Here is a 14386-nt window from a genome sequence, read left to right as displayed (position 1 = left end):
GTGCCGGCGGCGGATGTGCCGCGCGCCGCCGGCCCCCTGCTGCCGGGCATGCCCAACCTGCATTCGCACGCCTTCCAGCGCGGCTTTGCCGGCCTGACCGAATACCGCAGCGAGACGCTGGCCGACGGCCAGGAGAGCGACTCCTTCTGGAGCTGGCGCAAGCTGATGTACCGCTTTGCGCTGCGGCTCTCGCCCGATACGCTCGAAGCCATCGCCACGCAGCTCTATATCGAGATGCTGCGCGCCGGCTACACCAGCGTGTGCGAATTCCACTACGTGCATCACGATCCGGACGGCAAGCCCTACGCCGATCCCGCCGAGATGTCGCTGCGCCTGCTGCGCGCCGCGCAAAACGCCGGCATCGGCATCACGCTGCTGCCGGTGCTGTACCAGACCGCCGGCTTCGGCGACAAGCCCGCGCTCGCCGAGCAGCGCCGTTTCCTGCACGAAACCGACGCCATGCTCGCCTTGCTCGGACGCCTGGCCCCGCAGTGCCNCGCGGGCCCCGGGCGGGGGGCGGCTCGGGCTGGCACCGCATTCGCTGCGAGCGGTGCCGCCGCAAAGCCTTGCCGATGCCGTGGCAGGCCTGCACGCGCTGGATGCGCAGGCGCCCGTGCATATCCATATCGCCGAGCAGCAGCGCGAAGTGGACGAGTGCATCACGCTCACGGGCACGCGCCCGGTGGCGTGGCTGCTCGACCATGCCGAGGTGGATGCGCGCTGGTGCCTGGTGCACGCCACTCACCTGGACTGGGACGAACGGCGGCGTCTCGCGCACAGCGGCGCGGTGGCCGGCATTTGTCCCACCACCGAGGCCAACCTTGGCGACGGCGTCTTCGATGCCGCGCCCTACCTGGGGCAGGGCGGCGTCTGGGGCATCGGCTCGGACAGCCATGCCAGCGTGAGCGTGGCGGAGGAACTGCGGCTGTTCGAGTACGGCCAGCGCCTCGCGCTGCAAAAACGCAATGTGCTGGCGTCGGACGCGCACAAGCAGGTGGCCGATCGTCTCTACCTCGACGCCGCCGCCGGCGGTGCGCGCGCCTCGGGCCGGCCCATCGGCGCGCTGGCGCCCGGGCAGCAGGCGGATTTCGTGGTGCTCGACGGCGCGCATCCGGCGCTGGCCGGCTTGTCCGGCAGCCAGGCGCTGGCTGTGCATGTGTTCACCAACCACGGACATGAGACACTAGCGGAAGTCCGCACGGCGGGCCGGACGCGCGTGCAGCATGGCGCGCACGCCTTGCAGGCCCAGGCCGGCAAGGGCTTCGCCGCGGCGCGCGCAAGCCTGCTGACCGACTGAACCCGGCGTTGGACGCGGCCTGATGCTTGACGATGCAAGCTTCAGGCCGCGCCGATGCGCAACTGCACCTGCACCTTCACGTTGCAAACCAAAAACATGTCTTTCTCGACCGATACCCCCGCTTTCACCCTGCATCGCGGCACGCGCCCGCTGCTGGTGTCGATGCCGCACGTAGGCACCCACCTGCCGGCCTCCGTGTCCGACCGGCTGACCGCCGAGGCGCGCACCGTGCCCGATACCGACTGGCACCTGGAACGCCTCTACGATTTCGCGCGCGAACTCGGCGCCTCCATCCTGGTGGCCACGCACTCGCGCTACGTGGTGGACCTGAACCGCCCGCCCGATAACGCCAACCTGTATCCCGGCCAGGACACCACCGGCCTGTGCCCGGTCGATACCTTCGACAAGACGCCGGTCTACGCCGACGGCAGCCTGCCGGCCGACGACGAGATCGCCGCCCGCCGCGACGCCATCTGGCGCCCGTACCACGACGCGCTGGCCGGAGAACTGGCCCGTCTGCGCGCCGCGCACGGCACCGTGGCGCTGTGGGACGCGCATTCGATCCGCTCGGTGCTGCCGCGCTTCTTCGAAGGCAAGCTGACCGATTTCAACCTCGGCACGGCCAACGGCGCGAGCTGCGACGCCGAGCTGGCCAACCAGCTGCTGGACATCGCCAGCGCCTTGCCGGGCTATACCTCGGTGCTCAACGGGCGTTTCAAGGGCGGCTACATCACGCGCCAGTACGGCGCGCCGGCACAGGGCGTGCAGGCCGTGCAGCTTGAGCTGACGCAGTCGGCCTACATGAGCGAGACCTATCCCTTCGCCTACGACGAGGCACGGGCCACGCGCATCCAGCCCACGCTGAAGACGATGCTGGAAGCCGTACTGGGCTACGTGGAAGCACGCTAAGCCAGCCGCTCGCAGTGCCTGACGCGACCCTTGGCGCCAACAGCGCCACGGGTCGCGTTTTTACATCCGCGTCCCTACAACAGCGAATCCGCCAGCCGGCAAAGGTTCTGCCAGGTGCGCGTATGCAGCGGCCGCTGCTGCCACACGGCGCGCACCACCGGCTCGCTGCTGGCCAGGTAGCGCCGCTGGATCTCCCGCATGCGCGCCACCACCTCGCGGTCGTAGATCACCAGCGCGGCCTCCGCGTTGAGCGCGAAGGAGCGGATATCCATATTGGTCGATCCCACCATCGCCACCTCGTCGTCGATGGTCACATGCTTGGCATGCAGGAAGACCGGCCGGTACAAGTGGATCTGCACGCCCGCGTCCAGCAGTACGCCAAAGTAGGCTTCCTGCGCTGCCTGCGTGAAGCGCTGGTCGATGCGCTGCGACAACACCAGGTGCACGTCAACGCCGCGGTAGCAGGCCAGTTGCAGCGCCTGCAGGAAGGCTTCGTCGGGCACGAAGTAGGGCGTGGTGATGACCACCTCGCTGCGTGCGTGGTGGATCATGCTGATCAGCGCCATCTGCGCGTTCTGCGTACCGTAGCCGGGGCCGCTGGGCAGCATCTGCGCGACGTGCGGGCCTTGCTCTTGCATGGGCGGAAAGCTGTCGATGCCAAAGTTGCTGTCGCCGGTTTCCAGGTAGCGGTCGGCCAGGAATACCGCTTGCAGCTCCGAGACCACCGGCCCCGTCACGCGTGCCACCAGTTCTTCATTGGGCAGGCCGGGCATCGACTCGGCATCGATCACGTTCTGTGAGCCGATGTAGCCGATGCTGCCGTCCACCACCAGGATCTTGCGGTGATTGCGCAGGTCGAAGCGTGCGCTCTTGCCCTTGAGCACGGCCATCAGCGAGCCCATCGGCAGGGCCTGCACCACCTCCACGCCTGCCTCGCGCAGCGTGTCCGCAAACGCGCGCCAGCCGGCGCGCGCTCCCAGCGCATCCACCAGCAGACTGCAGCGCACGCCTCGCGCGTTCGCCCGCAGCAGGGCATCGGTAAAGGCGCGTCCGGTGGCGTCGGCGGCGTAGATGTACACCAGCAGGTGGACATGGTGCCGGGCGCCGTCGATATCGGCGATCATCGCGGCTACCGTGGCATCGTAGCCATCGAGCAGCGCCACGGCATTGCCTCGCATCGGCGAGTGGGAGCCGAGCCGCTCGATCAGGCCGGCCGCACCGGCGGCAACCGTGGCAGGCAGCGGCTGCAGGGGGGCGAAGCGCGCCACCCGGTCCCGCACGCTCGCGATGCCCAGGTTGATGCGCGCCAGTTTGATGCGGCGGGATTTGGGATAGTAGATGCGGCCGAACAGCGCGTAGAGCAACAATCCCAGCCACGGCAGGAAGAAAATCAGCAGCAGCCAGGTGCGTGCCGCCGCCGGGGCACGGCGTTGCGGCACATAGACCAGCATGGCCAGGCGGATCGCCCATTCGGCCAGCATGAAGACCGACGGCCACCACCACGACAGATCGGCCGGCATGGCGCCCGGCAACCAGTCGGACCAGGCAGCGGGGAGGAAGTTGGCGGGCAAGGAAGCTGGCATGCGGCTCGGTGGCGGCGGACGGTGGATTGCGGACCGCCCACCATACCAGAGCCACGCGGCGCATCGACGCCGGCGGCATGCCGGTCCGTGTTCAGGACGCCGCGGGCCGATGCCGGACAACGCCGGCACCAGCCCGCGGCAACGTGCCGGCCGTGTCTTACTTCTTCGTCACGTCCTTGCGCGCCGTGCTGCCGGTGGCCTCGTTGTACCGCTCCACATATTCCTCGAACAGCTTGCGGATCGAGCGGCCGATCTTCACGTAGTCCGATTCATTGAGGTTGGCCAGCGATACGCGGCCGGACGGATGGCGCGTGCCGAAGCCGCGTCCCGGCAGCAGCACCACGCCCGCCTCCTCGGCCAGCCGGAACAGCAGCTCCGCCGGCTCGGCGGCGTTGAGCACCCATTTGACGAACTCCGGCCCGATGGCCTTGCCGCCGAGCTGCTCGATATCGAGCAGCGTGTAGTAGTCCACGGCGTTGGGATCGTCGTTGTCCGGCGCAATGCCGATCTCGCGGTACAGCGCGGCCTTGCGGCTGCGGATCAGGCGCTTCATCGCTGCCTTGTACTCGTCGTGCGTGTCCATCAGCGAGAACAGCGAGAACAGCACCATCTGCACCTGCTGCGGCGTGGACAGGCCGGCGGTGTGGTTCAGCGCCACGGTGCGGCTGTCGGCGACCAGGCGGTCGATGAACTTGAGCTTGTCCGGCTCGGTGGTGATGGAGTTGTAGCGCTTGTGCAGCTGGTCGCGCTGCGGCTGCGGCAGCCCGGCGATCTGCGCGTCGAAGATATTGTCCTGGTGCGTGGCGATGACACCGAGCCGCCAGCCGGTCGCGCCGAAGTACTTCGAGAACGAGTACACCAGGATCGTGTTCTTCGGGCACATCGCGAACAGCGAGACGAAGTTGTCGGCAAAGGTGCCGTACACATCGTCGGTCAGGATGATCAGGTCCGGCCGCTCCTCGACGATCGAGGCCAGGTACTCCAGGCTCTCGTCGCTCATGCGCACCGACGGCGGATTGCTCGGGTTCACCAGGAAGAACGCCTTGACCTTGGGGTCGCGCAGCTTGTCGAGCTCTTCGTTCGAATACTGCCAGCGGTTCCGCGGATCGGCATCGATGGACAGTTCCAGCAACTGGTAGTCGTTGAGCTCCGGGATCTCGATATACGGCGTGAAGATCGGCATGCCAAGCGCGATCGTGTCGCCGGCCTTGAGCAGGTGGTTCTCGCGGATGGTGTTGAACAGGTAGGTCATCGCGGCCGTGCCGCCCTCGACCGCGAACAGGTCGAACTTGCCCGTGAAAGGATGGCTGCCGATCATCTCCTTGCGGATGTATTGCGCCACGATCTTCTCGGACTGCTTGAGCATGCGGTCCGGCACCGGGTAATTGCAGGCGAGGATGCCTTCGCACATCTCGTACAGGAAGTCGCCCGCATCCAGCCCGAGCTGGTCGCGCACATAGGACACGGCGCCGGCGAGGAACTTCACGCCGGAGGTCTCGGACTGCTCGCGCGCAAACAGGTTGAAACGCTCTTCGATCCCGGCACGGCGCGGAAAGCCGCCGACGCCCTCGGGCATGTAGGAGAACGAGCGCTCGGATTCGCGCATGGCGAACAGGCCGAGCTGCCAGAAGGCATGGCGCGGCACGGTCGCCAGGAAGTTCGGGTTGCCGCGCCCGGCATTGAGCATCATGCGATCCGCATCGCTGCTGGCGAGCTTGATCAGCTCGTCCTTGAGCTCGAACGGCGACAGGTTCGCCAGCTTGGAAAGGTCAGGTTTGGTCATGACATGCTCCAGGGGTAAGGCTTGTTGGAGGAGATCCGGTCCGGCCGGACCGGATCCGGGAATACAAATGCGCGTTTGCGCGGGGAGGTGGCCGCCAGCGTCAAGGCGAGCCGCGCTAGTGTCCTGAGTCGGAAGTTCGTTGCAGAAATCAGTCTGTCGAGAAGGTGCGCGAGCCTAGGAGCGAAGCGCAGCAAGGCTGGAGCCTTGCGAGCATTCGCGACGACGGATCGTGCAACTTATCGGCAGACTTATGCAACGAACTTGCGATTCAGGACACTAGACCAGGCCGACCACCAGGGGACCGAGCAAGGTCAGCAGCACGTTGGCCAGGGCGTAGGTGATGGCGAAGGGCACCGTCGGCACCGGGCTTTCTGCCTTGTCCAGGATGCCGCCGAAGGCGGGGTTTGCGCTGCGCGAGCCCGACAGCGCGCCGGCCAGCAGCGCCGCGTTGTCGTACTTGAGCACGTAGCGTCCGAACAGCATGGTGAGGAACAGCGGCAGCAGCGTCACCACGGCGCCCAGCAGGAAGATGGTCAGCCCGCTTTGCTTGAGCGTGGTCACCGCCTGCAGCCCCGAGTTGATGCCGACGATGGCCACGAAGGCCGCCAGCCCGAAGTCCTTGAGCAACTGGCAGGCCGCTGTCGGCATGGCGCCATACATCGGATGCTTGGACCGCGCCCAGCCGAATACCAGGCCGGACAACAGCGCGCCGCCGCCGGAACCCAGGGTCAGCGGGATCGAGCCCACGCGCCATACCAGCAGGCCGATCAAGAGGCCCACCAGCACGCCGGCGCCGAAGTAGACGAAGTCCGTCTTCTCGCTCGGCACCAGTTCATAACCGGCGGTCTTGACCGCGCGGGCGGTGTCGTCGGGTGTGCCGTAGAAGGTGAGGATGTCGCCGTGCTGGAGCTTCAGGTCGGGCAGGATCGGCAGCGGGTGGTCGTAACGCTCGATATGCTCGATATACACGCCGTGCCGCTGGTCGCGCTCCACCATGCCGATGATCTCGGCGATGGACTTGTTGTTCATGTCCTTGTGCGTGAACACCGCGCGGCGCGTCTGCATCACCACGCCCATGCCTGCGGCGTCAGCCACTTCCTCGCCGATCATCTGCGCGGTGGGCACCATCGCGTCGCGCCGGCCCACCATCAGGACCAGGTCGTCGGCCTGCAGCACCAGGTCCTGCCTGACCTCGACCGGCTTGCCGCCGCGCATCACCTTCTCGACCGTGACGAGGTCCGCGCCTTTGGTCTCGATCGCCGCCACGGTCTTGCCGGCGGCGCCGGCTACGCGGAACACGCGGCCCACCAGGCGCGGCAGCGCGCCACGCTGGCCCGGGCCAAACTGCGGCGTGCCGCCGTGCATGGCCAGTTCGACCTTCCTGGCGTCGGTCTTGAGGTCCGTCTTCATGAAGCGCGGCAGGATGTTCACGCACACGATGATGGCGCCCAGCGAGCCGAACACATAGGTCACGGCATAGCCGATCGCCACGTTGGACTGCAGCAGCTTCACCTGGTCGGGCGGCAGCCCCAGCTTGGTGATGGCGTCGCCCGCCGTACCGATGATGGCCGACTGCGTCATGCCGCCGGCGGCCAGGCCCGCGGCCAGTCCCTTGTCGAGATGGAACAGCCTGGCGAGGATCACCACCGTGGCCAGCCCCACCACCGCCATGAAGATCGCCATGGCGATCTCGCGCAGCGAGCTGCGGTTGAGCGAGTTGAAGAACTGCGGCCCGCTCTCGTAGCCCACGGCATAGATAAACACCGCGAACATCACCGCCTTGACGCCGTTGTCGATCTCCACGCCGACCTGGCTGATGACCACCGCGGCCAGCAGCGAGCCGGCCACGCCGCCAAGCTGGAAACGCCCGAATGTGAGCTTGCCGATCGCGTAGCCGACCGCCAGCGACAGGAACAAGGCCGATTCAGGGGATTTCTGGAAGATGTTGTGTAACCACTCCATGCATGGCTCCTGCTGCGTGATGGATAAATGGGATAAATGGATCAAGCGAGGCGATCAGACCAGCGTGCCGCCCGGGTGCCGATGGCAGGCACGGGCCGGTGCGCAATCAATGCGCCAGCGCACCGGCCACGGCGACCGAGATGGGTCCCATCAATGGCAGCAGCACGTTGGAAATGGCGTAGGTGATGGTGTAGCCAACCACCGGCGTGCTGTTGCCGGCTGCATTGGTCAGCGCCATGATGGCGGGCGTACTGCATTGCTGTCCGGCCACCGCGCCGAGCAGGATCGGGGCTTCGATCTTCAGCCACCAGTGGCCGATCAGCAGCGACAGCGACGCCGGCACGATCGAGATCAGCACGCCCGCAACGGGCAGCGCCAGGCCATAGGTCTTCACCAGCTTGATGGCGTCCGGTCCGGCGGACAGGCCCACCGCCGCGATAAAGGTGGCCAGCCCGAAATCCTTCAGGATCTCCGCCGCCGACGAGGGCAGCGAGCCCATCAGCGGCATGCGCGCGCGCAGCCAGCCGAATGCCAGGCCCGCTACCAGGCAACCGCCGCCGGTACCCAGCGTCAGCTCCGCGCCGCCAACCCGCAGCCTCAGGCTGCCCAGCAACATGCCCAGCAGCACGCCGACGCCGAGAAACACAAAATCGGTCTTGATGGTGGGCACGACGCGGTAGCCCAGTTCCGGCACTACCCGGTCCACGGCCTCGGAGGGGCCGCTCAGGCTCAGCACGTCGCCACGCTCCAGCACGGTATTGGGTAAAGGCGGGATCGGGCGCCCGACGCGGCTGATGGCGTCGATGTACACGCCGCGGCCCATGCCGACATCCGCCATGCCGCGCAGCGAGGCCAGCGTGACGCCACTGACCTCGCGCCGCGCGAGCAGCACGTCCTGCTCGGTCTGCACCACGGTGTCCATGCTGGCTTCCCCGGCCGCTTCCGGCGCCTCGGGCAGCTCGATGCCCACCGCCTGCGCGAACGGCACCATGGCGTCGCGGCGGCCATACGCCAGCACCACGTCACCGGCCCGCAGCACCTCATCGGGCGTTGGCTTGAAGGTATGAGCGTCGCGCCGGATGCGCCGGATCGTCACGCCCAGCGCCACGGCCTTCTCCGCCGCCAGCACGGTCTGCCCGGCCGCCGCACGCACTTCCAGCACGCGGCCCACCAGGCGCGGCAGCGCGCTGTACTGGCGCGCGCCCATGTCGGACTCGCCGCCGAGCCTGTGCCAGAGCGCCGCCGCCGACTCGCGCAGGTTGATGCGCAACAGCCACGGCGCCAGCTGGCTGGTGAACAGCACGATGGTGATCAGCCCGAACAGGTAGGTCACGCTGTAGGCGGTGACGATATTGGTCTGCAGCTCGCGTATCCGTTCGGGAGACAGGCCCAGCCTGCCGATGGCCTCGGAGGCCGTGCCGATCACCGCCGATTCCGTCGCCGCGCCGGCCAGCAGGCCCGCCGCGGTGCCCTGGTCCAGGTTCAGCACCACCACTGCCAGCGCCATCAGCGCCAGCACCACGGCCACTTCCACCAGCGACAGCAGGCCAATGCGCCAGCTGCGGGTGACGTTGGCAAAGAACTGCGGGCCGCCGGTGAAGCCCAGGGCGAAGATGAACAAGGCGAAGAAGACGTTGCGCACATCGGTGTCGATGCGCGCCCCGGTTTGTCCGATCACCAGCGCGGCAATCAGCGTGCCGCAGATGCCGCCGAGCTGGAACGGCCCGATCTTGATCGAACCCACCGCATGTCCCACGGCCAGCGCCAGAAACAAGGCGATCTCGGGTTGCGTTGCAAGCAGGTGGACGATGGTTTCCATGGCGCGGCAGCGGCTCTGCAGAGAAATCACTGGGCCCACGGGGCGCCCGCGCAGCGGGGCCGCGGCAAGAGCTTCTGGCCGCGATCCTTCCCGGCGGGTGCCGCGCAGATTTGGCGTGGGCCATTATCACTGCCACAACTTGGGGCGCGTGCTGAAAGCTTTTATTTGTGATTTAAGCGGCGTCAACATGCGCTGGGGCGGCCTCAAGCCTTGTGGTACGCGGTGCGCAGCCGTGGGAGGCGAGGGCCGGCAATTGGGGAGATTGGTCGACGCGGCCGCACAATCGCGCCGCAACTTTCAACAAATCGCGAGCGATCCGGCCCTACAGTGGCGGCATTCCATCCACGATGCAGCGCGCCACCGCGCCGGGAGATGCCCATGCTTTCCGCACTGACTTTCGGCCTGATGCCGCTGGCCGCCGCCGCTGCCCTGGGCACGGAGCGCGCAGGCCGCAACCTGCTGGTGCAGGGGGGGTGCCTGGCCCTGCTGGCTGCCGACTGGGCGCAGGCGGGCGATGCCGCACTGCTGCAGCGCATGCTGTTCCCTGGCCTGGGAGAGGTGCTGTCCGTGTGGGGTCCGCTGGCTTTCGCCGGCTTGTTTGGCTGGGCGTTGCGCACAGCGCGTGCGCTATGATCGCGCATCGCGAGCCGGCTCGTTTGCGCTTGTTCCGCAGCGACGACCAGCTTCGCACCCGAGATCACCGAAACCAAGGCTATGTCCGCACGCGCTGAGCCGGCGGATTGCCCGCGCAACCCGTCATGAAGCACATCCCGCCGATCCCGCTGCTGCTCGCCTTCGATGCCGTGGCGCGCCTGCGGAGCTTTCACCGGGCCGCCGAGGAACTCAGCGTGGCCCACAGCACGGTGAGCCATCGCATCCGCGAGCTCGAACAACGCTGCGGCGTGGCGCTGTTCGCGCGCACCACGCGCATCGTGACGCCCACGCCCGAGGCCGAACGCCTGCTCGGGCCGGTCCGGCAAGCACTCTCCACGCTGGGCGAAGCCTTCGGCCCCGCGGCCGATCCGCGCACGGTGCGCGTCAGCGTGCTGCCTTCATTCGCCCGCTTTCGCGTGGTGCCCGCGCTGGCGGAATTCCAGCGCGGCCATCCCCGGATCGCCATCGCGCTGGACCCCACCAGCCAGATGATCGTGCCCCGTCATGGCGAGGCCGACATCGCACTGCGCTTTGCCCGGGCCAGGCCAGTTGAGCCGCATCTCGACCTGGGCCATGACGAGTGGTTTCCGGTGGTGGCGCCGTCCTACCTCGCCACGCTCAGGCAGCGCGCGCTGCCCAGGCTGTTCGGCGAAGCCATGCTCCTGTCGCACAGCCGCCATGCCTGGGAGCCGTGGTTCCGCGAGGCCGGGCTGCCCATGCCGCGCAGCCCTCGCGTGACTACCTTTACCGATACCGGTCTGATGCTGGACGCCGCCATGCGCGGGCAAGGCATTGCCTACGGGCGTCGCTCGCTGCTGCTGCACCTGCTCAAGTCCGGGCAACTGGTGCGGCTGTCGCCGGTTAGCTTGTCTTCGGCGCATTCGTACTACTTGATGGCATCCGAGCGGTTCGAAACCTCGGCGGACGTCCGGGTGGTGCATGCGTGGATCAAGGCGCTGGTGGCACAGCTGTAAGGCAGCGCGCTTACCTGCCTCGGCCATGACTCCCGCCGCCCAGCGGATCGGCGATGATCATGGTCTGCTGCAACACGCCGTTGTCGTCGAAGTAGCAGCTGAAGTGGGCCGGCAGGTTGGCGTCCTTGTACATCCGATAGGACCAGGCTTCCCGCTTCATCAGCGGGTAATACTGAATCGGGACCCGGGGTTTGCCGAAGCGCTCTTCGATGTCGCGCTTGGTCCAGACGCCGATCTGCGCCTGGTAGATCTCTTTTTCCGTCAGCATCTGACGGAAGCTGCTGAGTTTGCCCCCGGCATCGAAATCCGCCGCGTAGACAGCGAAGCCGAGCGGCTGGCGGGTATAGATCCAGCGGGTGGTGCCGTCAGCCAGGCGGTAGACCTCGCCGGGTGCGCCAAAGGCATCGCGCACGCTGCTCTCCGGGCTTCCGACCAACTTGCTCCCGGTCTGCTCGGGCTGCAAGGTGGCACAGGCGCTAGCCATGATGGCGGCCGCGCAAATCAAACCGGCCAGGCGCTGTTGCATGACAGTTCTCCCGCATTCTCGCGCCAGCGCTCCCAGGGTAATCTGCCTCTGCCGGGCGGCGCGTCCGGGCATGATGCCCAATCACAGCATAGTCGAGGGGCCTGCCAAACCGTGTAGCGACAGGCAGGCGCATCGGCAATTTTCCGCCGGCTAGGGAGCACGCGTTGTCATTGGGACAAAGCCCATGCGCGTACTACCATCAGTGCAGAGCGCGACGCGAACGGCTGAAGAACGAATGGGCCGGGACACCAATGGGGCGGGAGTCACTACCGGAGGTGTCCGGCGGACGCAGGCGCCGCGCCGCAAACAACCAGGAGCCACCGATGTCCATCCCTCATCTATCCTCCGGCCAGATCGCCAGCGTGCTGCCCCTGGGCGCGCGCCTTGAGCAGACGCCCACCACGGCACTCTTCAAGGAGAGCCGCCTGGAAGTCATGCGCCTGGTGCTGGCCGCCGGCAAACGGATGCCGGCCCATGCGGTAGCCGGGCCGGTCACCATGCAATGCCTGGAAGGCGAAGTGGATGTCGGCGTGGACGGTGGCCACCGGCTGCTACGCCAGGGCGATCTCGTCTATCTGGCTTCCGGCGTGAAGCATGATGTGACGGCGATCAGCAACGCCTCCGTGCTGGTGACCATTGTGCTGCTGGATCGCGCCGGGGCGTAGTGGCCTTGGCGGCCGGAAGCCGGGCTGGCACTGAAAAGGTCCGCCCGGATCGGGCCAGCCGGTCAGGCGACCGCACCATACGCGGTCGCAACGGGGCGACGGCTCCCTATTGGAGCGGGTGCATTTTCTTGGGAAATTCAGTGGTGCCCGGGGTCGGACTCGAACCGACACGCCTTGCGGCGGGGGATTTTGAGTCCCCTGCGTCTACCTGTTTCACCACCCGGGCTGAGTGGATGCTGGCGGATTTGCCGGGAACCGGCGTGCCAGCATGGTGCTGAGCCGGGAATTATGCCGCAAATCCAGCGCGGTCACAACTAGGCCGGACGAGGGAATCCCTGGCGGCCTTGCCTGGTCCGCATGGCGGGGCTCCGGTCATGGTATTCAGGCGTCGGCGGGCGGACCTTGCCGGTGGGCCCTGGCCGGCACGCGGGTGACGTTTTACGACCATCGGCGGCAAGGCGATATCCGGGATCTTGTCGATTCCAGGCAGCCGGCGAACTCGGCTAGCATGATTGCAGCCATCGCCCCCGCGGGCCGCCAAGGCCGCCCGCGTCTCTAATCCAGGCCCGGAGCACCATGTCAGACCTGCCGTCCTTCGCCAGTCTTGCGCATCTGCCGTCGCAGGATCCCGCCTTCTTCGACGTCCAGTACAACAACCGGGCCAGGGTGCCCGACAACGCCATCCATATGGCACGCTGGGCGGCGCTGTCGCGCCAGGTGCGCGAGCGGGGCGGCTGGCTGGAAGACCTGAGCTATGCCGATGGCGAGCCTGGCCCGTACCGCGAGGACGAGCGGCTCGATTACTTCCCCGCCGAACCCGGCGCCGTTGCCGGGCAGGCGGCGCCGCTGCTGGTGTTCCTGCACGGCGGCTACTGGCGCGCGCTGGACAAGCGCGACCACAGCCTGGTGGCCGGCGCGTTGCCACGGTGCGGCGTGTCGGTGGCGGTGGTCAATTACTCGTTGTGTCCGGCGGTGACGGTGGAGACCATCCTGCTGCAGGCGGTACGCAGCGTGGCATGGCTGTACCGCGCGGCGGACCGGCTTGGGCATGACGGGTCGCGCATCTTCGTGGCAGGGCATTCCGTCGGCGGCCATATGGCGGCGATGATGCTCACCACCCTGTGGCCGCGCGTGGGCAGCGACCTGCCGGCGGATCTGGTCAAGGGCGTGGTGTCGGTCAGCGGCCTGCACGATCTGGAGCCGCTTCGGCGCGCCGCCTTCCTGCAGATCGACCTGAAACTGTCGGAAAGCGACGTGGCCCGGCTCTCGCCGGCCTTCCTGCCGCCCGCCACGGACGCACCGCTGGTGACGGCGGTGGGCGGGCTGGAGCCCGAGGAATACCAGCGGCAGACGGATCTGCTGCGCGCTGGCTGGGCCGCCAACGCGGCGGCGCCAGGCGCGGCGCATGTGCCGATGCCCGGGAGGCACCACTTCAACGTGATGGACGATTTCGCCGAAACGGACAGCCCGCTGCTGCGTGCGGTCCTGAGGATGATGGACGTGGCTTAGCGCCCGGCGGCGCGGCAGCTCACCCCTCCAGCACCCGCAGTAGCGACGAGGTATCGTCCTTCCCCCAGCCCTTGTCCATCAGCGTGCCGAGCTGGCGCGAGGTGGCCTGCATGGCGGGCAGTTCCAGCCCGAGCTGGCGGGCGATCTCCGCGGCCAGCCCGAAATCCTTGTCGTGCAGCCGCGCCTCGATGCCCGGCGCAAAGTCGTGCGCCACCATCTTCGGCCCCATCATGTCCAGCATGCGGCTGCCCGCCATGCCGGTGGCCATGGCCTGCAGCACGCGGCCGCTGTCCACCTGCTGGGCCTGCGCGAACCGCATGGCTTCGGCAATGCCTTCGATATTGACCACCTGCGCGATCTGGTTGCACAGCTTGGCAACCTGGCCGGCGCCGTGGTCGCCGATATGCGTAATGGTCTTGCCCAGTAGCGAGAGCAGTGGCCGCACGCGCTCCAGCATCTCGGCCTTGCCCCCCGCCATGATGGTCAGGCTGGCCGCTTCGGCGCCCACGGTGCCGCCCGAGACCGGGCAGTCCAGCGCCTCGATGCCGCGCTCGGCCAGCCGCGCGGCGATCTCCCGCGTGACGATGGGCGAGATGGTGCTGTGGTCGATGCAGATGGTGCCCGGCGCAGCGCCCTCGATCACGCCGTGCTCGCCCAGCAGCACCGAGCGCACATCCTCGGACGAGGTGACATTGGTGAACACCA

At 67.6% G+C, this 14386-nt stretch carries 12 protein-coding genes, 1 tRNA gene and 1 pseudogene; 7 read left to right on the top strand and 7 right to left on the bottom strand.

The genetic code is table 11. From position 1 onward, the window contains the following. The 3 genes and pseudogenes from CF70_RS37985 to hutG all read left to right on the top strand — a co-directional run. Positions 1 to 496: pseudogene (locus tag CF70_RS37985) on the top strand (amidohydrolase family protein); the annotation flags it as partial. 1 nt (position 497) lies between these two features. Then, positions 498 to 1297, top strand: an 800-nt coding sequence (locus CF70_RS37980; RefSeq protein ID WP_235185107.1) for an amidohydrolase family protein, incomplete at its 5' end; no start/stop codon positions are given. Positions 1298 to 1393: 96 nt separating this feature from the next. Then, entirely contained in the window at positions 1394 to 2206 is an 813-nt protein-coding gene (hutG, locus tag CF70_RS17680; protein WP_035867536.1) for an N-formylglutamate deformylase, read from the top strand. A gap of 74 nt (positions 2207 to 2280) precedes the next feature. Here hutG and cls read toward each other — a convergent pair whose 3' ends face one another. The 4 genes from cls to aspT (CF70_RS17660) form a co-directional block, all read right to left on the bottom strand. Beyond that, complete coding sequence (cls, locus tag CF70_RS17675; protein WP_235185106.1) at positions 2281 to 3789, bottom strand: cardiolipin synthase; 1509 nt, start codon at positions 3787 to 3789, stop codon at positions 2281 to 2283. A 157-nt stretch (positions 3790 to 3946) separates the two neighbouring features. After that, complete coding sequence (locus CF70_RS17670; protein WP_035867313.1) at positions 3947 to 5572, bottom strand: bifunctional aspartate transaminase/aspartate 4-decarboxylase; 1626 nt, start codon at positions 5570 to 5572, stop codon at positions 3947 to 3949. Positions 5573 to 5848: 276 nt separating this feature from the next. Then, positions 5849 to 7534 (bottom strand): aspartate-alanine antiporter, encoded by a 1686-nt coding sequence (gene aspT, locus CF70_RS17665; protein WP_035867308.1) that lies wholly within the window; start codon positions 7532 to 7534, stop codon positions 5849 to 5851. 106 nt (positions 7535 to 7640) lie between these two features. Further along, a complete protein-coding gene (aspT, locus tag CF70_RS17660; protein WP_035867305.1) occupies positions 7641 to 9353 on the bottom strand; it encodes an aspartate-alanine antiporter in 1713 nt (570 codons plus the stop codon). Positions 9354 to 9731: 378 nt separating this feature from the next. Between aspT (CF70_RS17660) and CF70_RS17655 the strand changes: the two genes are divergently transcribed. After that, a complete protein-coding gene (locus CF70_RS17655) occupies positions 9732 to 9986 on the top strand; it encodes a hypothetical protein (protein WP_035867304.1) in 255 nt (84 codons plus the stop codon). Positions 9987 to 10111: 125 nt separating this feature from the next. Continuing rightward, positions 10112 to 10981, top strand: coding sequence for a LysR substrate-binding domain-containing protein (locus CF70_RS17650; RefSeq protein ID WP_051648619.1), 870 nt, complete (start codon positions 10112 to 10114; stop codon positions 10979 to 10981). A 10-nt stretch (positions 10982 to 10991) separates the two neighbouring features. Here CF70_RS17650 and CF70_RS17645 read toward each other — a convergent pair whose 3' ends face one another. Next, positions 10992 to 11507: a hypothetical protein gene (locus tag CF70_RS17645; protein WP_035867303.1), complete on the bottom strand. Its 516-nt coding sequence runs from the start codon at positions 11505 to 11507 to the stop codon at positions 10992 to 10994. Positions 11508 to 11830: 323 nt separating this feature from the next. Between CF70_RS17645 and CF70_RS17640 the strand changes: the two genes are divergently transcribed. After that, positions 11831 to 12172, top strand: coding sequence for a cupin domain-containing protein (locus CF70_RS17640; RefSeq protein ID WP_035867302.1), 342 nt, complete (start codon positions 11831 to 11833; stop codon positions 12170 to 12172). A gap of 141 nt (positions 12173 to 12313) precedes the next feature. Here the strand turns inward: CF70_RS17640 and CF70_RS17635 are convergent. After that, positions 12314 to 12398, bottom strand: a tRNA-Leu gene (locus tag CF70_RS17635). 350 nt (positions 12399 to 12748) lie between these two features. Between CF70_RS17635 and CF70_RS17630 the strand changes: the two genes are divergently transcribed. Beyond that, on the top strand, positions 12749 to 13681 hold the full coding sequence (locus CF70_RS17630) for an alpha/beta hydrolase (protein ID WP_035867299.1): 933 nt from the start codon (positions 12749 to 12751) through the stop codon (positions 13679 to 13681). Between the two features lie 19 nt (positions 13682 to 13700). Here CF70_RS17630 and CF70_RS17625 read toward each other — a convergent pair. Next, the coding region (locus CF70_RS17625; protein ID WP_235185105.1) for an NAD(P)-dependent oxidoreductase at positions 13701 to 14386 on the bottom strand (686 nt) is incomplete at its 5' end.

The organism is Cupriavidus sp. SK-3 (assembly GCF_000611145.1).
GTDB lineage: Bacteria > Pseudomonadota > Gammaproteobacteria > Burkholderiales > Burkholderiaceae > Cupriavidus.
This window is presented reverse-complemented; position numbering and strand designations above follow the sequence as displayed.